Below are 21,657 nucleotides of genomic sequence, written 5' to 3' on the forward strand. Positions count from 1 at the left end.
GGGCGCGTGATCGACATCGTGGCGTCCGGGGTCCTCTTCGACATGGACGGGACGCTCGTCGACTCGACCGCGGTGGTCGAGGCCACCTGGACCCGCTTCGGTCAGGACCGCGGCATCGAGCCCGCCGAGATCCTGGCCTTCTCGCACGGGCGTCAGGCGATCAGCACGATCCAGCACTTCCTTCCCGATCTGGACCGCGACGAGCAGCTCCGCATCGCCGCCGCCCTGGTCGCCGAGGAGAGTGCGAGCAGCGAGGGCATCTTCGAGATCCCCGGCGCCGCCGCCTTCGTCGACCGGCTCCTCGACGCGGGGGTCCCGGTGGCCCTCGTGACGAGTGCACCGCGCGACCTGGCCGCCGGCCGGATGGCAGCAGCGGGCCTGACCATGCCGACGGCGTTCGTGCCGTCCGAGGACGTCGAGCACGGCAAGCCGCACCCCGACGGGTACCTGCGCGGTGCTGCGCTGCTCGGTGTCGAAGCCACGGACTGCGTGGCGTTCGAGGACGCCCCCGCCGGTCTCGAGTCGGCCATCGCCTCGGGAGCGACCACGGTCGTCGTCGGCCCGCACGAGTCGGGCGTCACCGCCGGGCTCTACCGGGTGTCGGGGTACGACGGCATCACCGTCGAGCCCGAAGGGTCCGCTTTCCGCATCCGCGGCTGAGGACCCGCTGCGTCCTGCGGGCACGCCCAGCGCTCCCCGACGACCCTCGGCTGTGCGGCCGGAACCACCGGGCCGCACGTGCGGCCGGAACCACCGTGCCGCGGAAGGAGCGACCATGGCAACCCTGGACGGCAAGAAGGTCCTCGTCATCGCGACGAACTACGGCGTGGAGCAGGACGAGATCGTCGTGCCCGTCGACCAGCTCCGCGAGCGCGGCGCGACGGTGACCGTGGCGGCGCAGGACTCCGGTTCGATCGCGACCCTGGTCGGCGACAAGGACCCCGGCAAGTCCCTCGACCCCGACACCACCATCGCCGGTGTCAACGTGACCGGGTACGACGCACTCGTGGTCCCCGGCGGCACCATCAACGCCGACACCCTGCGACAGGACAACTCGGCGGTCTCCCTGGTGACGGCCTTCGTCGAGGCGAACAAGCCCGTCGCGGCGATCTGCCACGGCCCGTGGACCCTCATCGAGGCCGGTGTGCTGCGCGGACGGACGATCACCTCGTTCCCGTCGCTGCAGACCGACGTCCGGAACGCCGGCGCCGAGTGGGTCGACCAGGAGGTCCAGGTCGACGGCGGCATCATCACCTCGCGGAACCCCGACGACCTGCCAGCCTTCGTCGACGCGATCGAGAGCGCGCTGACCGCGTGAGCGCGGTGCGCTGCCGCTGACGGCGCTGTCGCTGTCGCTGATGGCGCTGGGCTGACGGCGCCGCCGTCAGCCCAGCGCGACGGGGCGGATCGTCCGGAGCACCGCGGGTCCGAGGGTCAGCACGCCGTCGGACCCGGGGTCGCACCGCACCCCGCCCCGTCCACGCATCGCCCGGAACGCCCCCGGCGCCACCTCGTGGTCCATCCAGGCGCACGGGTTCGCCGGCCGGTACCCGCGGAACAGCACGGCACCGCTGCCGGGGCTCTGCAGCGAGAACGGCTCGCCCCGGAGTGCTTCGACGTCGGCGCCCCGCAGGAACACGTTCCGCCGGGTCGCCACGGGGTCGACCGGCACGCCGAGTGATCGTCCGACCTCCTCGAGGCCCTCGAGCCCGATGACGGTCACCGAGGCGTGGACGTGCGCCCGTGCCGCGAAGTAGCGGTCGCCGACGATGCCGAGTCCCGCGCGCAGCTCGATGCGGTCGCGCCGCTCGTCCGGGTCGTCCGACCGGACCGGCAGGGCACCGTCGGCCGGCCTGCCCTCGTAGCGGTGGCGGCGCGACACGAGCAGCAGCGCGATGTCGACGTCGGTCCGGAACGGCAGGTCGGCGCAGTCGGCGAGGCCGGCGAGCTCGTCGGAGCCGACCCGGTGGTCAGACCCGGCCACATCGTCTCCGGAGGTCACCCGCCCAACGCTAGCCGGGCCTCCCGGTCGATGCCGTGCCGTCGTCGGTGCCGCTGCGCCGAGGTTCCACAACACGCCGTCGGTGTGGCGCCGAGGTTCCACGGGCGAGCACATCGAGCGCCGACATGCCGAGATTTCGGAACCTCGGGGCCGCCGACCGCCGCCCGACGGCCGCCCGCCCGCCGCCGGACCGCCGCCCGGGCCCCGCCGCGGCGTCCGATTTCCGCCAGTCGCGGTCGGTGGTGCGTGTCAGGCTGGGCTCGTGACCACCTCCGGAACCGACCAGCTGCACGCCGAGCGCTACCGCGTCGTCGCCTCGCGCGACGCACGCTTCGACGGCCAGTTCGTCACCGCCGTGCACTCCACCGGCATCTACTGCCGACCGAGCTGCCCGGCACGCACGCCCCGCGAGGCCGGCGTCACCTTCTACCGCACGAGCGCCGCAGCGCACCTGGCGGGCTTCCGCGCCTGCAAGCGCTGCCTGCCCGAAGCGACCCCCGGCAGCCCCGAGTGGGACCTGCGCGAGGACGTCGCCGGTCGCGCCATGCGCCTCGTCCTCGACGGTGTCGTCGAGCGCGACGGCGTCCCGGGCCTCGCCGCACGGGTCGGCTACTCCGAGCGCCAGCTCAACCGCATCATGACGGCCGAGCTCGGTGCCGGCCCGAAGGCGCTCAGCCGCGCACACCGCGCCCAGACGGCACGCACGCTGCTGACGTCGTCGGACCTGCCCATCGCGGATGTCGCCTTCGCCGCCGGGTTCGCGAGCGTCCGCCAGTTCAACGAGACCGTCCGCGAGGTCTTCGCCGTCACCCCGTCCGAGCTGCGCGCCCGGCGGACGCTCCGGCCCGCGTCCGACGGCGCGCTGCACGTGCACCTGCCCGCGCGGCCGCCGTTCGACGCGCAGGGGCTCCTCGACTGGCACGCACTGCACGCCCTGCCGGGCCTGGAGCAGGTGGACACCGACGAATCCGGGCGGGTCACCTCCTACGGGCGGCTGCTCGACCTGCCGGGAGGCCCGGGCTGGTTCAGCGCGTCGGCCGCGGTCGTGGGGACGGCCGGTTCCACGGCCGCCGGTCGCGGTACCGGGATCGACCTGCGGGTGCGCGTCACCGACCTGTCCGACCTGCCGACGCTCGTCGCCCGCGTCCGGTCGTACTTCGACCTCGACGCCGACCCGGTCGCCGTCGACGCGGTGCTCGGCTCCGTGCCCGAGCTGGCCGCGGCCGTGCAGCGGGTCCCCGGCCTGCGGCTGCCCGGTGCCGTCGACGCGCACGAGATCGTGTTCCGCACCCTCATCGGGCAGCAGGTCTCCGTCGCCGCGGCCCGGACGGCCCAGACGCGGCTCGTGGCGGCGCTCGGTGCCGCCGTGCCGTCGGCGATCCTGCCGGAGGGCCTGCTGTTCCCGTCCGCCGAGGTCATCGCCGCCCGCGGCCACGAGGTACTGCGCGGTCCGGCCGCCCGCGTCGACACGATCCTGCGGGTCGCCGCGGCGCTCGCCGACGGGTGGCTCGTGGTCGACGGCGGACAGTCCCTCGACGAACTGCGCGAGCGGTTGCTGGCGGTGAAGGGCATCGGGCCGTGGACTGCCGACTACGTGGCGCTCCGGGTCCGGCACCACCCCGACGTGTTCCTCCACAGCGACCTCGCGGTGCGCAACGGTGCACAGGAACTCGGACTGCCCGGTACGGCGCGCGAGCTCTCCCTATGGTCGGAGCAGGTGGCCCCCTGGCGGAGCTACCTGACGATGCACTGCTGGCGACCGATCATCGACCGCGCGATCGCGACGGCCGCCGGTGCGCGGGTGCACGGCACCGGCCGTGCGCGGCACGCAGACAACGACCCTCGGAAGGACGAACGATGACCGACGCAACCATCCAGACCCTGGACACCCCCGACGGGGCCTTCACCGTGCTCGAGGACGCCGAGGGCCGTGTCCTCGCCTCGGGCTGGACCGACTCCGTCGACCGGATCCTCGGGCGGCTCGCCGACCGGTACCGGCCCAGTCGCATCGTCGACGGCACGGTCGCCGCCGCTGATGCCGTGGACGCCTTCTACTCGGGCGAGGTCGAGCACGCCATGCAGGTGCCGGTGCGGCAGTTCGGCACCGACCTGTTCACCGAGGGGTGGCGGCAGCTCCGCCGCATCCCCGCCGGCGGGACCCTGACCTACACCGAGTTCGCGGGGGCGATGGGCCGTCCGGACGCCGTACGGGCTGCCGCCAGTGTGTGCGCACGGAACGCTCCCGCCCTGTTCGTGCCGTGCCACCGGGTGCTGCGTTCCGACGGCACGCTCGGGGGCTTCGCGTGGGGGCTCGACGTCAAGCGATCGTTGCTCGAACGGGAATCGGTCGGCACCACGGCGCTCGTCTGATTTGTACAAAACGCTCTAGAATGTACAGGTGAGCGAAGTGTCGATCTCCGAAGCACGTGGCCGCCTGTCGTCGATCATCGACGACGCCCGGCACGAACCCGTCTACCTGACCCGGCGCAACAAGCGCGTCGCGGCGGTGGTGGACGCGGATGTCCTGGACCGCCTGCTCGAGGCGGCCGAGGACCTCGACGACCTGGTCGCGTACGACGCTGCCATCGCGGAGAACAAGCGCATCGGCGGCGAGAACGTGCAGTGGGACGATCTCAAGCGCGAACTCGGACTCGGATGACCTGGTCGGTCGAGGTCATCCCGTCCGCGCAACGTGTCATCCGCAAGCTCCCGCCCGACGGTCGTCGGCGGATCGAGGGACTCCTCGCGATCCTCGCCGACCACCCGCGGCCCCCGGCAGCTCGGAAGCTCGTGAACCGACCCGGTTGGCGGGTGCGATCAGGTGACTACCGTCTGATCTACGAGATCGACGACGGCCGACTCATCGTGATCGTCGTCGATGCCGGCCACCGCCGAGCGATCTACCGCGACCGCTGAGCGGAGCCGGACCCGGATCGATCGTCTCCCCCTGGTTGCGGGTGGTGACGTGGGAGCGCTCCGATGCCATGCTTCGAGGACCGACCCGCCCGGTCCCTCCCGAGGACCCGACGCAGCGCCGTCGAACCACCCTCGGAAGGCTCCCAATGGACCAGCACGTCGACCGCACGGTCGTCTCCGCCGACGGCACGGTGATCGCCGTGTCCGACGCGGGGACCGGTCCGGCGCTCGTCGTGGTCGGTGGCGCCTTCGACCACCACGGCACCCCCACCGTCGAGCACCTGACCGAAGCGCTGCAGGACCGCTACCGGGTCATCACGTACGACCGGCGGGGCCGCGGTGCGAGCAGCGACACCACCCCGTGGACGATCGAGCGCGAGGTCGAGGACCTCGCGGCCGTCGTCGCGAGCGTGGACGGACCCGTCGCCGCGCTCGGCCTCTGCGTCGGCGCGGGGGTGGTCCTCCGGGGCCTCGCCGCCGGCGTCCCGCTCGGGGCCGCCGTGCTGTGGGAGCCGCCGTACCGAGCGACGGTCGACCCGCACGCCGACGACGTCGTCTTCGCCGACCTGCTCGACGAGCACGTCGCCGCCGGCCGTCGCGCCCAAGCGGTCCGGGCGTTCCTCGCGCACGTCCTGGGGGTGCCGATGGGGCAGATCTCGGCGCTGCGGCTGAAGGGTGCGCTCTGGCGGTCGCTCGTCGTCGACGCCCACGTGCTCAGCCGCGACGTGCGGGTACTCAACGGCCTGGCGATCCCGGAGCGAGTGGCAGCAGCGGTCGGTGTCCCGGTGCTCGTCGCCGCGGGCAGCGACGGCCACGAGTGGATGCGGCAGGCGGCTCGAGCGGTCGTCGAGGCCGTGCCTGGTTCGCACTACGTCGAGGTCCCCGGGCAGGGCCACGTGCCCGACCCGGCCGCGATCGGCGCCGTGCTCGACGGGTTCCTGGTCCGGGTCGTCTCACCGAGCAGCTGACTGCGAGAGGATGGTGCCGTGAACCCAGCTCGTGCTGGGGAGTTCAGCTCTCCTGCGAAGATGGTGCCGTGAACGCACCTCGTCTCGGTCTCCTGCTCGACGTCGACGGGCCCATCGCCAGCCCGGTCTCCCGCACCATCGCGATCCCGAGCATCATCGAGGACCTCGTCGCCCTCGCCGCCGAGGGCATCCCCGTCGTCTTCAACACCGGCCGGAGCGACGCCTTCATCCGGAGCGAGGTGGTCGGTCCGCTGCTCGCCGGTGGTCTCGCCGAGGGTGGCCGCGTGCACGCCGTCTGCGAGAAGGGCGCCGTCTGGTGCTCGATCGGCCCGCAGTACGAGGGCGGCATGAGTGAGCTCACCGTCGCCGACGACCTGGCGCTCCCGCGCGACTACGCCGACGAGATGCGCGAGCTCGTCCGCACCGAGTACGCCGACCTGGTGTTCTTCGACGAGACGAAGCGCGCCATGGTGTCGATCGAGCAGCGGGTGGAGGTGCCGAACGCCACGTACCTGGCTCGGCAGCCCGAGTTCGACGCGAAGGCGATGGCGGCCCTCGAGCGTCGCGGCCTGGGCGTGCGCCGTCTCGACGACGTCCGACCCGACGCCGACGGCGCCGTGCAGTGGCGGATCGACCCGACGATCATCTCGACCGACGTCGAGTCCGACCGCAGCGGCAAGGACATGGGCGCCGAGCGGTCGCTCGAGCTCCTGGCGCAGGACGGCGCGCTGCCGACGGCCTGGCGCACGATGGGCGACTCGCGCAGCGACTACGCGATGGCGGACTGGCTGCACGCGAACGGCCACGAGGTCGCGCACGTCGACGTCCGTCCCTCGGACGGCGTGCCGGCGACGCCGTACCCGGTGCTCACCGCACCCGACGGGGTGATCCACGACGAGGCCGGAGCGCGGTTCCTGGCGGACTGGCGCCGATCCGCCTGAGCCGAGCCGGGCCTCCCGGTCGACCCGCCCTGCCCACGGAACCCGGTTCCCGTGCGCCCAGCGGCTCCGCTGTTTGCGTGTCGGGGTGGTACACCAGTACTGTCACGGGGTCCGCCGCCCAGCCGATGACGGGATCCACCCCATGGCAACGAAGCTCCGCATCAAGTCGATCGAGGCCTCTCTGGCCGACTCCGAGGAGCAGGGCCGGTCCCTGAAACGCTCCCTGAAGACGTTCGACATCGCCGCGATGGGCATCGCGGTCGCCGTCGGCGCCGGCATCTTCTCGGTCGGCGCGAACGCCGCCGCGAACTTCGCCGGGCCGGGCGTCATCATCTCGTTCCTGCTCGCCGCCGTCACGTGTGGCCTGGCGATCATGTGCTACGCCGAGTTCGCCTCGACGATCCCCGTCGCCGGCTCGGCCTACACGTTCACGTACGCCACGATGGGCGAGCTGCTCGCCTGGATCGTCGGCTGGGACCTCATCCTCGAGACCCTCACCGCCAGCGCCGTCATCGCGAAGTACTGGGGCATCTACCTCAGCACCGCGTTCGACGTCTTCGGCGTCACCCTGCCGAGCACGATCCAGCTCGGCCCGATCCCGTTCACCTGGGGCCCGGTCCTGATCGTCGGCATCTTCACGGTGCTGCTCGCCTTCGGCACCCGCCTGTCGTCGCGGGTCTCGGCGGTCATCACGATCATCAAGGTCGCCATCGTGGTGTTCGTCATCGTCGCCGGTGCGTTCTTCGTCAAGGCCGCGAACTTCACCCCGTTCATCCCGCCGTCGGAGCCCGCCAAGGGCGCGGAGGGCAGCGTCTGGACCCAGTCGCTCGTGTCCTGGTTCACCGGCTCCGAGCCCGCGCAGTACGGCGTCTTCGGGCTGCTCGCCGCGGCGTCGCTCGTGTTCTTCGCGTTCATCGGCTTCGACGTCGTCGCGACCAGCGCGGAGGAGACCGAGAACCCGCAGAAGACGCTGCCCCGCGGCATCTTCATCGGCTTGGGCATCGTGACGCTGCTCTACGTCGGCGTCAGCATCGTCATCACCGGCATGGTCTCGTACCAGCGCCTGGCGGAAGAGGATGCGCCGTCCCTGGCCTCGGCCTTCGACATCGTCGGGTTGCCGTGGGCTGCCGGCATCATCGCCATCGGCTCCCTGATCGGTCTGACGACCGTCGTCATGGTGCTGCTGCTCGGCCTGTCCCGCATCGTCTTCGCGATGAGCCGTGACGGTCTGCTGCCGCGCTGGTTCTCGAAGACGAACCCGAAGACGCAGACGCCGGTGCGCGTGCAGGTCGTCGCGGGCGTCGTCGTCGCGCTGCTCGCCGGGTTCACCGCGGTCGACAAGCTCGAGGGCATGATCAACATCGGCACGCTGTCGGCCTTCGTGCTGGTGTCGATCGGCATCATCGTGCTCCGCAAGTCGCGCCCGGACGCCCCGCGCTCGTTCCGGGTGCCGTGGTCGCCGGTGATCCCGATCCTGTCGGCCGTGCTGTGCTTCTGGCTGATGCTGAACCTCGAGGTCGAGACCTGGCTGCGGTTCGTCGTCTGGCTCGTCATCGGCTTCGCGATCTACTTCGGCTACAGCCGCCGCAACAGCCGGGTGGGCAAGGGGCAGCAGTAGCGGGCTCCGGCCCCCTACGCGCCGACGACCAGCAGGGCGCCGAAGCCCAGCATCACGACGGCGACCAGGCCGTCGAACACCCGCCATGTCAGCGGCTTCGCGAACAGCGGCCGGAGCAGTCGGCCGCCGAACCCGAGCGCGCCGAACCACAGGCAGCTCGCCGCAACGGCACCGACGGTCCACAGCCAGCGGTCGTCCGGGCCCTGCTCGTTCGCGACGGACCCGAGGAACACCAGCGTGTCCAGGTACACGTGCGGGTTCGCCCACGTGAAGACGAGCATGGTCACCACCGCCGTGCGCATGGTGACCGCCTGGCCGGGAGGCGCGGTGCGCGTCCGCCCCGCCACCACCGTCCCCGGGCGCTCGGGTCCACTGCCCGCGGCCGGCTCCGGCACGCCGTCGTCCGCCGCCTCGTCGGCCACGCGAATGGCGTCGCTCGACGGCCGCAGTGCCCGTCGCGCGGCGAGCACGCCGTAGGTCACGAGGAACGCGGCCCCGACGAACCGCACGACGACGAGCGCCACCGGGAACCGCTCGACCACGGCCCCGACGCCGAGTACCCCGGCGACGATGAGCACGGCGTCCGACACCGCGCACACGACGACCGCCGCCGTCACCACGCGCAGACCCGAGCTGACCGCCAGCCGGAGCAGGTAGGTGTTCTGCACACCGATCGCGACGATCAGGGCGAGTCCGGTGCCGAGGCCGGCGAGCAGGGGGAGGAGTGCGGTCACGTGCACGACGCTAGGTGCACCCTCGTCTGTAGACCAGCTCACGTTCCTACAGCACCGTAAGCTGCACTGCATGGTCCGGTTCCAGCGCGAGCACCTCGAGACCCTGTTGGCCGCCGTCGACCACGGCACCCTCGACGCGGCCGCCCGGGCCCTGGCGATCACCCCGTCGGCGGTCTCGCAGCGCATCAAGTCGATGGAGCAGCAGGTCGGCCGGGTCCTGCTGCAACGGACGACCCCGGTCACCCCGACGGCCGACGGTGCGGTCGTGCTCCGGCATGCACGCCAGGTGCGGTTGCTCGACGACGAGACCGCTCGCGCACTCGGCGAGACCGATGCCGACGGTGCGGGGTCCGCGGTGCCGTCGATCCCGCTCGCCGTCAACGCCGACTCGCTCGGCACGTGGTTCCTCGATGCGCTCGCACTCGTCCGTGCCGACACCGAGGTGGTCTTCGACCTGCACCGCGAGGACCAGGACCGCACCGCCGAGCTGCTGCGCGCCGGCACGGTGATGGGTGCCGTGACGGCCGAGGCGGATCCCGTGCAGGGCTGCTCGTCGGTACCGCTCGGCATCGACCGGTACCGGGCGGTGGCGTCGCCGGCGTTCGTCGACCGCTACCTGTCCGACGCCGACACCGAGCGGCGGATGCTGAGCCGCCTCGACCGGGTGCCGCTCGTCGACTACGACCGCGACGACGACCTGCAGCAGGGCTACCTCCGCCGGGTGCTCGGCCACGCGCCCTCCGGTCCCCGCCACTTCGTCCCGACCTCGGCCGACTTCGCACGGGCGGTCTCGCTCGGCTTCGGGTGGGGGATGCTGCCCGAGGCGCAGTGCCTCGATGCCCTGGCGCGGGGCGAGCTGCTCGAGCTCACCCCGACCCGCCGGGCCGACGTCGCCCTGTGGTGGCAACGGTGGAACCTGGCGTCACCGCTGCTCGAGCGGGTCACGGACGCGGTGCGATCGACCGCCGCCGAGCGCCTGCACCCCGTCACCCGGTGAGCAGGCACGTGCCGGTGCTCGTCGCTGCGCCCGCGGCTCAGGTCTGGCAGCGCGGGCACCAGTAGGTGTCCCGCAGGGTGAGCTCCGAGTCGCCGAGGTCTCCTCGCCGGATCCGGGTGCCGCACCGCAGGCACGGCTTGCCCGCGCGTCCGTAGACCCAGAACCGACGCCCCGGGCGGTCGATCCCCGTCGTCACCCGGTGGCTGCGGTCGCGGTTCGCCAGGATGAGCCGGCTCGCCAGGGAGATCGTCCGGCCGGCGTCGTGCACCTCGGCCACCGGGCGGGTCGGCAGGACCCCGCGCAGGAAGCAGAGTTCGTTGCGGTAGACGTTGCCGAGCCCGGCGAGCACCCGCTGGTCGAGCAGCGCCAGTCCGACCGGACGTGCAGGATCCCGCATCAGGTTCTCGAGTGCCAGGTCGGGGTCCCAGTCGGGCCCGAGCAGGTCCGGGCCGAGGTGTCCGACGACCTCGGACTCCTGGTCGCGGGGGATCACCTCGAGCACCCCGAGCGTGAACCCGACGGTCGAGACGTCCTCGGTGTCGAAGATCGCGCGTGCCTGGTGCGCCGGGCGTCGCCAGCGCTCACCGGGCGCGTAGACGTCCCACCGCCCCTCCATCTTCAGGTGGGAGTGCACGGTCAGGTCCCCGATCCGGTGCAGCAGGTGCTTGCCACGGGGCACGACCTCGTCCACGGTGCGGCCGACCAGGTCGACGGTCGCGAACGCGGGCACCCGGAAGTCGCTCCGGGTCAGGATCTTGCCCGCGAGCGCCGTGTGCAGCCGGTGGGCTGCCCGGTAGACGGTGTCGCCCTCAGGCACGGAGCCGGAGTCCCTGCGGGGTGGCGGTGAACCCGGCGTCGCCCAGCGCGGTGCCGAGCGGGGTACCGAGCACGAACTCGCCGTCGACGCGCTCGACCGCGAGCTTCCGCAGTCCGGTGCGCACGATGCCCGCGATGGACGTGGCTGCGACGGCCAGGTCGGCGGGATCGTCGGTGAAGGTCAGCACCGACTTCCCGCCCCGCTCGACGTACACCGCGAGCCGGCCGTCGACGATGGTGACGAGCGCTCCGGCCTTGCGCCCGGGCCGGTGGCCGCGCGCGCCGGTGGTGGTGGCCGGTGCCGGGGCCTTCTGCGCAGCCGCAGCGACCGCAGCGACGTCGGCGCTCGTGTCGCCCGCATCGGCTGCCGCGCGGTCGTCGGACGGCCAGGGCAGCGACGCCCCGTACGGGTTCGCGGGGTCGGTCGCGGCCAGGGTCAGTGCCTCGCGCTTCCGGTCCGGGTCGACGCGTTCGTCGTCGTCGAGGTCACGGGCGTAGGTCCGCAGCCGGTCGATGGTCGGACCCGTGGCGAACTGTGCGGCGCCGAGGCCCTCGATGAAGTAGCCGCGGCGCGCCCGCCCGGACTCCTCGAACCGCGCGAGCACCCGGTACACGCCCGCGAACCCACCTCGGACCCCCTCGACCTGGACGGCCCCGCGGGTGACGACTCCGTAGCGCTCGAGCAGCTGCTCGGCGGTCGCGGCGGCCCGCACGGTCGAGTCGGACTCGGCCAGGGGGAGCAGGGACCAGCGGCCACCGACGGACGGCGGGCCGGACTGCGTCGGCATCGTCGGACGGCGGCGCCCACGGTAGGCGCGGGCCCGCGGGGCGCTGCTGCTCTTCGCCTTGCCGCCGAGCATCGAGCGGAGCGGAGCGAACGTGTCGTTCGTGATCTGCCCGGCCCAGACGAGGTCCCACAGCGCCGTCGTCAGGGCCGGGTCGTCGGTGCTGCCGACGGCCTGCCCGAGCTGCCGGAAGAAGTACGCGCCGCCGCCGGCGAGGGCACCGAGCACGTCGCGCTGCAGCTCGGTGGTCTCGTCACCGGAGGGCTCGGCGAGCGTCGTCGACGCCGTCTCGGCCAGGTGCAGGCGCACCCACCCGTCGTTGCCGGGCAGGGTCCCACCGCCGGACCACAGGACCTCGCCGGTGGCGGTGAGCTCGTCGAGCATGTTCGTGGAGTAGTCGGTCACCCGCGCGGGCAGCACCAGGGTCTCCCAGACGCTGGCGGGCAGGGCGACGCCGGCGAGCTGGTCGATCACCTGCAGGACCCCGTCGACCCCGCGCAGACCGCCGCGGGTGCCGGGGGTCTGCACGTGCTGCCAGGCGGGCAGGAAGCGCGCGAGCGTGTCCGGCGACACCGGCTCGACCTCGTGGCGGAGCGCGGCGAGGGACTTCGTGCGGATCCGGCGCAGGACCTCGGCGTCGCACCACTCGGCGCCCTGCCGATCCGGGCGGAACTCGCCCTCGACCACACGTCGGTCGGCGACCAGGCGGCGCAGGGTGTCCTGCACGACGGCGATCCCGAGGCCGAGGCGACCCGCGGCCTCCTGCGCCGAGAACGGCCCGTGCGACCGGGCGTACCGGCCGACCAGGTCACCGAGCGGGTCGGCGACGGGTTCGACGAACGCGGTCGGCACGCCGATCGGCAGCGGGACCCCGAGGGCGTCCCGCAGGCGCGAGGCGTCCTCGATGACGGCCCAGCGGGTGGACCCGGCGTGCGAGAACGACAGGACGCGGCGGTCCCGTTCGAGCGCGGTGAGGATCGCCTGGACCTCGGCGTCGGCCGCCTCGCGGTCCGGGGCCCCTGCGAGCCAGCTCCGGTCGACGGCCTCGGACAGGTCGAGCGCCCCCACCAACCGCAGGACGTCGACGAGCCCCTCGGCGTCGCGGGCGCGGCGGTCCGGCGACAGTCGCTGCAGGTCCTGTTCGACCGAGGCGATGACCGCCGGGTCGAGCAGCTCCCGCAGTTCGGCGCGGCCGAGCAGTTCGCCGAGCAGCGTCGAGTCGAGCGACAGCGCGGCCGCCCGACGCTCGGCGAGCGGGGAGTCGCCCTCGTACATGAACGCGGCCACGTACCCGAACAGGATCGAGCGGGCGAAGGGGGACGGCGTCTCGGTCTCGGTCTCGACCAGGCGGATGCGGCGGCCGGCGATCTCGTCGGCGATGCCGAGCAGGGCGGGCACGTCGTAGACGTCCTGCAGCACTTCGCGCACGGTCTCGAGCACGATCGGGAACGACGGGTACTTCCGGGCCACCTCGAGCAGCTGCGAGGCCCGTTGCCGCTGCTGCCACAGGGGCGATCGCTGCCCGGGGTTCCGACGGGGCAGCAGCAGGGCGCGCGCCGCACACTCGCGGAACCGCGCGGCGAACAGCGCCGAGCCACCGACCTCGTCCGTGACGAGTGCCTCGAGGTCGTCGCGCTCGAACACGAACAGGTCGGCGCCCGGCGGCTCGGCGTCGGTCTCGGGGATGCGCACCACGATGCCGTCGTCGGCGGCCATCGCGTCGCCGTCGATGCCGTGGCGTTCACGCAGCCGTGCCGCGACCGCCAGGGCCCACGGCGCGTGCACCTGCATGCCGTACGGCGAGTGCAGGATGAGCCGCCAGTCGCCGAGTTCGTCGCGGAAGCGCTCGACCACGAGCGTGGTGTCGTTCGGCACGTGGCCGGTGGCCGCGCGCTGGTCGCGCAGGAAGGTCAGCAGGTTCGTGACGGCACGCTCGTCGAGGCCGCCGGCGGCGACCCGGGCGCGGGCGTCGTCGTCCGAGGCGCCTTCGACCTCGCGCACGAACGCCCCCGTCGCGCGACCGAGTTCGGCGGGGCGGCCGATGCCGTCGCCCTTCCAGAACGGCACCCGACCGGGCTGTCCGAAGGCCGGGCTCACGATGACCCGGTCGTGGGTGATCTCCTCGATCCGCCAGCTCGTGGCTCCGAGGGCGAAGACGTCCCCGACGCGGGACTCGTAGACCATCTCCTCGTCGAGCTCACCGACGCGGGAGGCCTTCTCGCCGACCATGAACACGCCGAACATGCCGCGGTCCGGGATCGTGCCGCCGCTCGTCACCGCGAGCCGCTGGGCCCCGGGTCGTCCGGTCAGGGTGCCGTGCACGCGGTCCCACACCAGGCGCGGGCGGAGCTCGGCGAACTCGTCGCTCGGGTACCGCCCCGTCACCAGGTCGAGCGTGGCGTCGAACGCCGACCGGGGCAGCCCGCTGAACGGGGCGCTGCGTCGGACGAGGTCGAACCAGTGCTCGACGTCGACGGTGTCGATCGCCCCGGCAGCGACGGTGTGCTGCGCCAGGACGTCGAGGGGGTTCGCCGGCACCGAGATCGACTCGATCTGCCCCGAGACCATCCGTTCCACCGTGACCGCACTGTTGACGAGGTCGGCGCGGTGCTTCGGGAACAGCACCCCGCGGGAGATCTCGCCCACCTGGTGCCCGGCACGCCCGACGCGCTGCAGGCCGCTCGCGACCGAGGGCGGCGCCTCGACCTGGACGACGAGGTCGACCTCGCCCATGTCGATCCCGAGCTCGAGCGAACTCGTCGCGACCACGCACCGCAGCCGACCGGACTTCAGGTCGTCCTCGATGATCGCGCGCTGGTCCTTCGACACCGAGCCGTGGTGGGCTCGGGCGAGCACGGGCACTGCGGTGTCGGAGCCGCCGCCACCGGTCTGCCCGGACGCGCCGATCATCTGCGCCGGCGGCCGCTTCGTGCCCTGGGGTGCGACCGCGTGCGCCGAGGTCCGCGCGGGCGACTGCGGGCGACCCCGCGCCACCGGCAGGCCGTCGTCGGCCGGCGAGACACCCGCCGGGACCAGCGCGTCGGCCGCCTCGGCCGGAGCCGCCGCAGCGAGGACGCGCTCTTCGTGGATCTCGTTCAGCCGCGCGGTGAGTCGCTCGGCCAGTCGCCGCGAGTTCGCGAACACGATCGTCGACCGGTGCTCCTCGATGAGGTCGACCACACGCTCTTCGACGTGCGGCCAGATCGAGCCGTTCGCGGGCGCGTCGGACGCGTCCGCACCGACCGGCGGAGCACCGAGCTCGGCCATGTCGTCGACCGGCACGACGACGCGCAGGTCGAAGGTCTTCTGCGCCGGCGGCGCGATGATCGTCACCGGCGCCCGACCCCCGAGGAACCGCGCGACCTCTTCCGGCGGCCGGACCGTGGCGGACAGCCCGATGCGCTGCACCGGCTTGTCGAGCAGGTCGTCGAGCCGTTCGAGCGAGACGGCCAGGTGCGCCCCGCGCTTGGTCGAGGCGACGGCGTGCACCTCGTCGACGATGACGGTGTCGACGTTCACCAGGGTCTCGCGCGCCTGCGAGGTGAGCATGAGGTACAGGGACTCGGGCGTGGTGATGAGGATGTCCGGCGGCTGGCGGAGCAGCTTCTGCCGGTCCGACGACGGGGTGTCGCCACTGCGCACCCCGACGGTGACCTCGGGTGGTTCGGTGCCGAGCCGTCGGGCCGTCTGCGTGATGCCGACGAGCGGGCTGCGCAGGTTCCGCTCGACGTCGACGCCGAGGGCCTTGAGCGGCGAGACGTACAGGACCCGCGTGCGCTGCTTGGCCGGGGGCCGGTCGGTCGCGCTGATGAGCCGGTCGATCGACCACAGGAACGAGGCCAGGGTCTTGCCGGAACCCGTCGGCGCGATGACGAGTGCGTGCTGCCCCGTCGAGATGGCGTCCCACGCGCCCGCCTGTGCGGGGGTGGGGGCGTCGAACGCACCACGGAACCACTCCGCGGTCGCGGGGGAGAAGCGCTCGAAGACGTCCGTCATGGTCCGTCCCATCCTGCCCGTCACCACCGACAGCAGCCCGAGCGGGGAGTACCCCTTGACAAGACGATAGTTAGCGATCTATCGTAAACACATCGCGATACGACGAAGACGAAACCAGTCAGACCGGTCGCGAGCCGACTCAGCAACAAGGAAGGACGCATCATGCGCCCCATGCACAACGACAACGACAGCAACCACCACCCGCGCGGCCCCCGTTTCGGCGGCGCGCGGCAGCACCACGGCGCTGGCTTCCCCGGCCGCGACCGCGGTGACCACGAGCACGGCGGCCGAGGTGGCCGTGGCTTCGGCCCGGGCTTCGGGCCGGGCATGGGCTTCGGCCCCGGCTTCGGTGGCTTCGGCGGACCCGGCTTCGGTCGCGAACGCCGCCGCCGCGGTGACGTCCGCCTCGCGATCCTCGGCCTGCTGGCCGAGGGGCCGCAGAACGGCTACGCCGTGATCAAGACCATCGCCGAGCGCACCGGCGGCGCCTGGAAGCCGAGCCCCGGCTCGGTCTACCCGACGCTCCAGCAGCTCGTCGACGAAGACCTCGTGGTCTCGTCGGGCGACGGCCGCAAGACGCTCTTCGAGCTCACCGACGCCGGCAAGGCCGAGGCCGAGGCGAAGGCCGACGAGATCGCAGCGGCACTCGACGCGGCTCCAGGGATCCCGGACGCGCAGCGCGAGTTCTTCGAGGCGCTCCGGAAGACCATGGGCGTCCTGCAGATGTACCGGACGACCGCGACGGAGGACCAGGCCAAGGCCGCCACCGCCAAGGTCGACCAGCTCCGCAAGGACCTCCTGCAGATCCTCGCCGACTGACGGACAGGAGGCACGGTGCCAGCCCGCACCGTGCCTCCCGTCCGTCGTCGCCGGGGCTGACCCCCGCGCATCGTGAGCAGAAATGGTCGAGTCCGCACGTCGGACCCGACCATTTCTGCTCACCAAGCGCGTCCCGCGCCGCTCACCAAGCGCGCTGCGCGCCCGCGCCTACGTCCCGATGAACGCCGCGACGTCCGACAGCTCCGCTGCCGACACCGCGTGCGGCAGGCCCTCGTACGCCCGGTCCGTCACGGTGGTGTTCGCCGCCGCCCACGCCTGCGTCCGCGCGGTGGCCTCCGCCGGGATCACCGGGTCGAGATCGCCGTGCCCGAGGAACACCCGCGGCCGGACGGCGGCGACGGCCTCGTCACGCGAGTCCGTCGCCCCCGGCACGACGAACCCGGACAGCGACACCGCGAAGGCGAACGCAGCCGGTCGGGCCCGCAGCAGCTGCAGCGCCATCGACCCGCCCTGCGAGAACCCGAGCAGCCCGATCCGCGGGTGGTCGGCGGCGACGGAGTCGACCCACGCGAGCACCTCGGCGACCGCGGCGTCGACGGGCTCGAGCGCGGGGGAGCCCGGCGTCCCGAGCGGGTACCAGCTGAACCCCTGGCCCCACGGCATCGGCGCCCGCAGCGATGCCATCGTCCAGGCCGCCGGCAGCGCGGGGGCGAGTCCGAGCAGGTCGCGTTCGTTCGACCCCACCCCGTGCATGGTCACGAGCAGCGGTGTCCCTGCGCGTTCTTCCGCCGACGGGTCCACTGCACCAGGTCTGCATCGATCATGTGGACAACGCTAACCATCCCCAAGTCCCGCGCCTTCCGCCGAACTCGACGCCGTCCCTGGTAGACACGGTGCATGGCCTCGTTGCAAACCCCCGACCCCGACTCCGGCTGGCTGTCCGACGAGGAACTCGCCAACGCGCGTCGTCGACTCCCCATCTGCTACGTCGAGGCGATCCCCGTCCGCACCGACGGGCTCGGCGTCGTGACCGAGGTCGGGGTGCTCCTGCGTGTGGCCCCGAGCGGCTCGATCGTCCGCACCCTGGTGTCCGGTCGCGTGATGTTCGGCGAGTCCATCCGCACGGCGCTCTTCCGCCACCTCGAGAAGGACCTCGGCCCGATGGCGTTCCCGCAGCTGCCGTCGAGCCCGACGCCGTTCACCGTGGCCGAGTACTTCCCGCTGCCCGGCGCCTCGGTGTACACCGACGAGCGGCAGCACGCGATCTCGCTGGCCTACGTCGTCCCGGTCACCGGCACGTGCGAGCCTCGGCAGGACGCCCTCGAGCTCACCTGGATGACCCCGATGGAAGCCGCGTCCGACGGCGTCGCCGACGACATGGAGGGTGGCCGCGGTGCCCTGCTGCGCGCGGGCCTCGCGTCGGTCGGCGCGCTCATGTAGCGACCGGCTCGGTCCCCGAGCACAACGGAGCACCCGCACACGACGAAGCCCCCGGATCCGATCGGATCCGGGGGCTTCGCAGCGCGGTACTGGACCGGCTTGTTACTTCGTGTCGCGGTCGCTCTTGAGGCTGTCTGCGACGCCGGAAGCGGCGTCCTTGACGTTCGTACCCGCCTGCTTGGTGTCGGCCTTGACCTGATCGGTCTTGCCCTCAGCCTTGAGGTGGTCGTTGTCCGTCGCGTTCCCGACGGCCTCCTTGACCTTGCCTGCCGCCTTCTCAGCGGCGTTCTTGATGTCTTCGATCCCAGCCATAGGCACTCCTTCCAACAGCGGACGTTTCCCCGTCAGCCGCTTGCGCGGCATCCGGTGAAGGAGAAACTACGCCCTTGGGGGCGTCCGCCTCGCAGGCGCCCCCAAGGTTGTCCCCCGCTGGTCAGCGCGGGCCGGTTCGACAGATCAGTGGCGGTCGGCAGCGCCGGCCGGACGGGAGGCACGGCGCGACGAGCCACGACGGCCCCCGCCCGACTCCTGGCCGGCTCCACGGCCCGCTGCGTAGCCACCGTCCGAGGACCAGACCGCAGAGGACCCACCGCGCACGGTGTCGCTGCCGGCACGACGGCTGCCGCCGGTACGGCGACCACCCGTCGAGCCCGCTCCCGCGGCGGCGGAGCGCCCGGTGCCCTCGGAACGTGCGCCGCGAGCCGGACGGCCCTGACGGCCCCCGGCCGAACCGGCGGACTCGGAAGCCGAGCCGGAGCGCGCGGGCTGACCCGAGCCTCCCGGACGGCCACCGCGACCACGGCGACCACGGTCACCGGCGGAATCGGCGGAACGCTGCTTCGGCTGACGCTGCTGCTGTGCGGGCTGGTCCTCGGCGACGTGGCGGATCGGGGCGATCTCGCCGACGAGCGTGGTGACCGCCGGGGAGGTCGCGGTGACCTGCTGCGGGGTGACCTTGATGGCTGCGGCGCGCATCATCTGCGCGACGTCGCGACGCTCGGCGGGCATCGTCACCGTGACGACGTCACCGGACGAACCGGCACGGGCGGTACGGCCCGAGCGGTGCAGGTACGCCTTGTGCTCGGTGGGCGGGTCGACGTGCACGACGAGCTCGACGTTGTCGACGTGCACACCACGGGCGGCGACGTCGGTGGCGACGAGGACGAGGGCCTCGCCGGACGAGAACTTCGCCAGGTTCCGCTCACGGGCGCCCTGCGACAGGTTGCCCTGCAGGTCGACGGCCGGGATCCCCTGGCTGCTGAGCTGCTTGGCGAGGCGCTTGGCGTGGTGCTTGGTGCGCATGAAGAGGATGCGGCGACCGTTGCCCGAGGCGAGGGTGCTCACGAGGTGCTTCTTCGCGTCGGCGTCGGCGACCTCGAACAGGTGGTGGGTCATCGCCTCGACGGGGCTGTTCGCCTCGTCGACGGAGTGCATCACCGGGTTGTGCAGGAACTTCTTGACGAGCTTGTCCACGCCGTTGTCGAGCGTGGCGGAGAACAGCAGACGCTGCCCCTGCTCGGGCGTCGCCTGCATGATCTTGGTCACGCCGGGCAGGAAGCCCATGTCGGCCATGTGGTCGGCCTCGTCGAGGACGGTCACCTCGATGTCACCGAGGTTGACGTGGCCCTGCTGCATGAGGTCGGCGAGGCGACCCGGGCAGGCCACGACGACGTCCACGCCGCCGCGCAGGGCGTCGACCTGACGGCCCTGTCCGACGCCACCGAAGATGGTCGTGGTGTTCAGGCCCATGGCCTTGGCGAGCGGGGCGAGCGCGACGTCGATCTGGGTCGCGAGCTCACGGGTGGGGGCGAGCACCAGGGCACGGGGGCGGCCGGCGCGGCGCTTGCGGCCACTGGCGGCGAGACGGGCGACGAGCGGGATCGCGAAGGCGATCGTCTTGCCGGAGCCGGTGCGGCCACGGCCGAGGACGTCCTTGCCCTGCAGGGAGTCGGGGAGCGTGTCCTCCTGGATCGGGAACGCGGTCTCCTTGCCCTGGTCGGCGAGGACGGCGACCATCGGCGCGGGGACGCCCAGGTCGGAGAAACGGAGGTCATTGGTGGTCATGGTGACCTTTCGAGCCGGATGAGACCGGCTGTGGGCGCGCTCTGAGGCAGCGCGCGGGCGGGATGCGCGCCAACAGAGGTGGCTGGCGCAGTCGCCGCAGCAGAGAAGCCTGGGCACCTTCGGGAGGTGCTCGATCATCGACCAGAGGATCAGTGGAACGTGGTCGGGAGTTCGGGGCGTCCGTACGACGCACGAGACGATCGGCGTCTCGAGTACCACCAGCATAGCGTGTGGACCCCGCAGAACCCAGGACCGGTCCGTTCGCCGTGCGCATGCGAGGATTCCCGGGTGCGCACCCGAACCGTCCTGATCACCACCGCGATGGCCCTGGTGGCCGTGCTCGGCACCGCTGGCTGTGCCGAGGCTGCTCCGACCAGCGCTGCGGCGAGCTACCGCAACCTGCCGACCTCGGGGCGCCCGGACTACCAGCTCGGCGGCTCCTACACGCCGCCGTCCGGTGTGACGATCGTCGAGCGGGACAGCACCGCGAAGCCCGCGAAGGGCAAGTACGACATCTGCTACGTCAACGGGTTCCAGACCCAGCCCGAGTCCGCCGGCACGTGGACGAAGTCCTACCCGTCGGCGATCCTGCGCGACCGGGCCGGCAAGCCGGTGTCCGACCCGGGCTGGCCGGACGAGATGCTCCTCGACACCCGGACGGCCGCGAAGCGCGCGCTCATCACGAAGGTGCTCGCGAAGTCCATCGCCCGCTGCGGCGACCGCGGGTTCGACGCGGTCGAGTTCGACAACTTCGACTCGTGGACCCGGAGCGGGAAGCGTCTGACGCGCGCCGGCAACCTGGCGCTGGCGAAGTCACTCGTCGACACCGGGCACCGCCACGGTCTGGCCGTCGGGCAGAAGAACACGCCGCAGCTCGGGGCCTCCGGCCGGAAGCAGACCGGGTTCGACTTCGTCGTCGCCGAGGAGTGCGTGCAGTACCAGGAGTGCTCGGCGTACACGAAGGCCTACGGCAAGCGGGTCATCGACATCGAGTACGCGGACACCCTCGAGCGCTCGTGGGCATCGGTGTGCGGGCTGGAGGACCGGCCCGCGATGACGATCCTGCGCGACCGCGACCTGGTGACACCGACCGACGACGCCTACGTCTTCGAGCACTGCTGAGCGCGGGTTCCTTCCCAGAACGGCCGCGATGGAAAGTGGAATCGGGCGTACCGGGCCGGAACTTCCGACCAGGTACGCCCGGAAGCACCAGCTACGCCCCGAAGCCCCGCGCTACGCGGGCCAGGCGTCCTTGAGCGCGGTGGCCGCCTGGTCGGCCGACAGTCCCGCCGCGCGGGCAGCGGCAGCCAGCGCGCGGGCCGCATCGGCCACGGCGTCCGGCACCTCGGCCGGCCGCACCACCCGGGTGCCGGCACCACGCGCGGTGTGCACGAGCCCGGCCTCCTCGAGCAGCTGGTAGGCCTTCGCGACCGTGCCAGCCGCCAGCCCGAGCTCGTCGGCCAACCCCCGCACGCTCGGCAGCCGTTCGCCGTCGACGAGGTACCCCGCGCCGATCTGCGCCGCGATCTGCGAGCGGACCTGCTCGAAGGGCGGCACGCGTCCGCCGGCGTCGAGTGCGACCAGTCCTGCCATGCGTTCC

General features: G+C 72.5%; 21 protein-coding genes. 13 read left to right on the forward strand and 8 right to left on the reverse strand.

What is annotated here, in order from left to right; all coding sequences use genetic code 11:
- The first annotated feature begins 6 nt into the window (after positions 1-6).
- On the forward strand, positions 7-660 hold the full coding sequence (locus EDF40_RS10185) for an HAD-IA family hydrolase (protein ID WP_123339435.1): 654 nt from the start codon (positions 7-9) through the stop codon (positions 658-660).
- Positions 661-775: 115 nt separating this feature from the next.
- A complete protein-coding gene (locus EDF40_RS10190; protein WP_111083520.1) occupies positions 776-1,318 on the forward strand; it encodes a type 1 glutamine amidotransferase domain-containing protein in 543 nt (180 codons plus the stop codon).
- Positions 1,319-1,384: 66 nt separating this feature from the next.
- Here EDF40_RS10190 and EDF40_RS10195 read toward each other — a convergent pair whose 3' ends face one another.
- Positions 1,385-1,921 (reverse strand): molybdenum cofactor biosysynthesis protein, encoded by a 537-nt coding sequence (locus EDF40_RS10195; RefSeq protein ID WP_123339555.1) that lies wholly within the window; start codon positions 1,919-1,921, stop codon positions 1,385-1,387.
- A 343-nt stretch (positions 1,922-2,264) separates the two neighbouring features.
- Here EDF40_RS10195 and EDF40_RS10200 point away from each other — a divergent pair, with 343 nt between their 5' ends.
- The 7 genes from EDF40_RS10200 to EDF40_RS10230 all read left to right on the forward strand — a co-directional run bounded on the left by EDF40_RS10200 (position 2,265) and on the right by EDF40_RS10230 (position 8,445).
- The gene (locus EDF40_RS10200; protein ID WP_260212650.1) at positions 2,265-3,863 is read left to right on the forward strand and encodes an AlkA N-terminal domain-containing protein; all 1,599 of its coding nucleotides are present in this window, start codon (positions 2,265-2,267) and stop codon (positions 3,861-3,863) included.
- Positions 3,860-4,372: a methylated-DNA--[protein]-cysteine S-methyltransferase gene (locus tag EDF40_RS10205; protein WP_111083519.1), complete on the forward strand. Its 513-nt coding sequence runs from the start codon at positions 3,860-3,862 to the stop codon at positions 4,370-4,372. The genes EDF40_RS10200 and EDF40_RS10205 overlap by 4 nt, the downstream gene beginning before the upstream one ends.
- Positions 4,373-4,400: 28 nt before the next feature.
- On the forward strand, positions 4,401-4,661 hold the full coding sequence (locus tag EDF40_RS10210; protein ID WP_123339436.1) for a type II toxin-antitoxin system Phd/YefM family antitoxin: 261 nt from the start codon (positions 4,401-4,403) through the stop codon (positions 4,659-4,661).
- The gene (locus EDF40_RS10215) at positions 4,658-4,918 is read left to right on the forward strand and encodes a type II toxin-antitoxin system RelE/ParE family toxin (protein WP_123293075.1); all 261 of its coding nucleotides are present in this window, start codon (positions 4,658-4,660) and stop codon (positions 4,916-4,918) included. The genes EDF40_RS10210 and EDF40_RS10215 overlap by 4 nt, the downstream gene beginning before the upstream one ends.
- Before the next feature lie 146 nt (positions 4,919-5,064).
- The gene (locus EDF40_RS10220; protein WP_185002957.1) at positions 5,065-5,886 is read left to right on the forward strand and encodes an alpha/beta fold hydrolase; all 822 of its coding nucleotides are present in this window, start codon (positions 5,065-5,067) and stop codon (positions 5,884-5,886) included.
- A gap of 68 nt (positions 5,887-5,954) precedes the next feature.
- A complete protein-coding gene (locus EDF40_RS10225; RefSeq protein WP_123339438.1) occupies positions 5,955-6,827 on the forward strand; it encodes a hypothetical protein in 873 nt (290 codons plus the stop codon).
- 142 nt (positions 6,828-6,969) lie between these two features.
- Positions 6,970-8,445 (forward strand): amino acid permease, encoded by a 1,476-nt coding sequence (locus tag EDF40_RS10230; protein ID WP_123339439.1) that lies wholly within the window; start codon positions 6,970-6,972, stop codon positions 8,443-8,445.
- Positions 8,446-8,459: 14 nt separating this feature from the next.
- Here EDF40_RS10230 and EDF40_RS10235 read toward each other — a convergent pair whose 3' ends face one another.
- Positions 8,460-9,179 (reverse strand): LysE/ArgO family amino acid transporter, encoded by a 720-nt coding sequence (locus EDF40_RS10235; protein ID WP_185040727.1) that lies wholly within the window; start codon positions 9,177-9,179, stop codon positions 8,460-8,462.
- Between the two features lie 70 nt (positions 9,180-9,249).
- Between EDF40_RS10235 and EDF40_RS10240 the strand changes: the two genes are divergently transcribed.
- Entirely contained in the window at positions 9,250-10,176 is a 927-nt protein-coding gene (locus EDF40_RS10240; protein ID WP_123339441.1) for a LysR family transcriptional regulator ArgP, read from the forward strand.
- A gap of 37 nt (positions 10,177-10,213) precedes the next feature.
- Here EDF40_RS10240 and EDF40_RS10245 read toward each other — a convergent pair whose 3' ends face one another.
- On the reverse strand, positions 10,214-10,993 hold the full coding sequence (locus EDF40_RS10245; RefSeq protein ID WP_123339442.1) for an Fpg/Nei family DNA glycosylase: 780 nt from the start codon (positions 10,991-10,993) through the stop codon (positions 10,214-10,216).
- A complete protein-coding gene (locus EDF40_RS10250; RefSeq protein ID WP_123339443.1) occupies positions 10,986-15,773 on the reverse strand; it encodes a DEAD/DEAH box helicase in 4,788 nt (1,595 codons plus the stop codon). The genes EDF40_RS10245 and EDF40_RS10250 overlap by 8 nt, the downstream gene beginning before the upstream one ends.
- A 162-nt stretch (positions 15,774-15,935) precedes the next feature.
- Between EDF40_RS10250 and EDF40_RS10255 the strand changes: the two genes are divergently transcribed.
- The gene (locus EDF40_RS10255; RefSeq protein WP_111083510.1) at positions 15,936-16,592 is read left to right on the forward strand and encodes a PadR family transcriptional regulator; all 657 of its coding nucleotides are present in this window, start codon (positions 15,936-15,938) and stop codon (positions 16,590-16,592) included.
- 168 nt (positions 16,593-16,760) lie between these two features.
- Here the strand turns inward: EDF40_RS10255 and EDF40_RS10260 are convergent, their stop codons facing one another.
- Entirely contained in the window at positions 16,761-17,306 is a 546-nt protein-coding gene (locus EDF40_RS10260) for an alpha/beta hydrolase (RefSeq protein ID WP_123339556.1), read from the reverse strand.
- A 144-nt stretch (positions 17,307-17,450) separates the two neighbouring features.
- On the opposite strand from EDF40_RS10260, the gene EDF40_RS10265 reads away from it, so the two are divergent.
- Positions 17,451-17,993: an NUDIX hydrolase family protein gene (locus tag EDF40_RS10265; RefSeq protein WP_111083509.1), complete on the forward strand. Its 543-nt coding sequence runs from the start codon at positions 17,451-17,453 to the stop codon at positions 17,991-17,993.
- Between the two features lie 102 nt (positions 17,994-18,095).
- Here the strand turns inward: EDF40_RS10265 and EDF40_RS10270 are convergent, their stop codons facing one another.
- Both EDF40_RS10270 and EDF40_RS10275 read right to left on the reverse strand, forming a co-directional pair.
- A complete protein-coding gene (locus tag EDF40_RS10270) occupies positions 18,096-18,305 on the reverse strand; it encodes a CsbD family protein (protein WP_111083508.1) in 210 nt (69 codons plus the stop codon).
- A 144-nt stretch (positions 18,306-18,449) separates the two neighbouring features.
- Entirely contained in the window at positions 18,450-20,057 is a 1,608-nt protein-coding gene (locus EDF40_RS10275) for a DEAD/DEAH box helicase (protein WP_123293088.1), read from the reverse strand.
- Positions 20,058-20,345: 288 nt separating this feature from the next.
- Between EDF40_RS10275 and EDF40_RS10280 the strand changes: the two genes are divergently transcribed.
- Positions 20,346-21,179 (forward strand): endo alpha-1,4 polygalactosaminidase, encoded by an 834-nt coding sequence (locus EDF40_RS10280; RefSeq protein WP_123339444.1) that lies wholly within the window; start codon positions 20,346-20,348, stop codon positions 21,177-21,179.
- A gap of 111 nt (positions 21,180-21,290) precedes the next feature.
- On the opposite strand, the gene EDF40_RS10285 is transcribed toward EDF40_RS10280, so the two are convergent.
- Entirely contained in the window at positions 21,291-21,650 is a 360-nt protein-coding gene (locus EDF40_RS10285) for a GntR family transcriptional regulator (RefSeq protein ID WP_165901018.1), read from the reverse strand.
- Between the last annotated feature and the right edge of the window lie 7 nt (positions 21,651-21,657).

The organism is Curtobacterium sp. PhB170, assembly GCF_003752345.1.
GTDB lineage: Bacteria > Actinomycetota > Actinomycetes > Actinomycetales > Microbacteriaceae > Curtobacterium.

Excerpts from the sequence above, each read along its gene's own strand:
- EDF40_RS10190 (WP_111083520.1), top strand. The coding sequence starts at position 776 with ATGGCAACCCTGGACGGCAAGAAGGTCCTCGTCATCGCGACGAACTAC.
- EDF40_RS10230 (WP_123339439.1), top strand. The coding sequence starts at position 6,970 with ATGGCAACGAAGCTCCGCATCAAGTCGATCGAGGCCTCTCTGGCCGAC.
- EDF40_RS10250 (WP_123339443.1), bottom strand. The coding sequence starts at position 15,773 with ATGACGGACGTCTTCGAGCGCTTCTCCCCCGCGACCGCGGAGTGGTTC.
- EDF40_RS10275 (WP_123293088.1), bottom strand. The coding sequence starts at position 20,057 with ATGACCACCAATGACCTCCGTTTCTCCGACCTGGGCGTCCCCGCGCCG.
- EDF40_RS10255 (WP_111083510.1), top strand. The coding sequence starts at position 15,936 with ATGCGCCCCATGCACAACGACAACGACAGCAACCACCACCCGCGCGGC.
- EDF40_RS10205 (WP_111083519.1), top strand. The coding sequence starts at position 3,860 with ATGACCGACGCAACCATCCAGACCCTGGACACCCCCGACGGGGCCTTC.
- EDF40_RS10220 (WP_185002957.1), top strand. The coding sequence starts at position 5,065 with ATGGACCAGCACGTCGACCGCACGGTCGTCTCCGCCGACGGCACGGTG.
- EDF40_RS10285 (WP_165901018.1), bottom strand. The coding sequence starts at position 21,650 with ATGGCAGGACTGGTCGCACTCGACGCCGGCGGACGCGTGCCGCCCTTC.
- EDF40_RS10215 (WP_123293075.1), top strand. The coding sequence starts at position 4,658 with ATGACCTGGTCGGTCGAGGTCATCCCGTCCGCGCAACGTGTCATCCGC.
- EDF40_RS10265 (WP_111083509.1), top strand. The coding sequence starts at position 17,451 with ATGGCCTCGTTGCAAACCCCCGACCCCGACTCCGGCTGGCTGTCCGAC.
- EDF40_RS10240 (WP_123339441.1), top strand. The coding sequence starts at position 9,250 with ATGGTCCGGTTCCAGCGCGAGCACCTCGAGACCCTGTTGGCCGCCGTC.
- EDF40_RS10260 (WP_123339556.1), bottom strand. The coding sequence starts at position 17,306 with ATGCACGGGGTGGGGTCGAACGAACGCGACCTGCTCGGACTCGCCCCC.
- EDF40_RS10270 (WP_111083508.1), bottom strand. The coding sequence starts at position 18,305 with ATGGCTGGGATCGAAGACATCAAGAACGCCGCTGAGAAGGCGGCAGGC.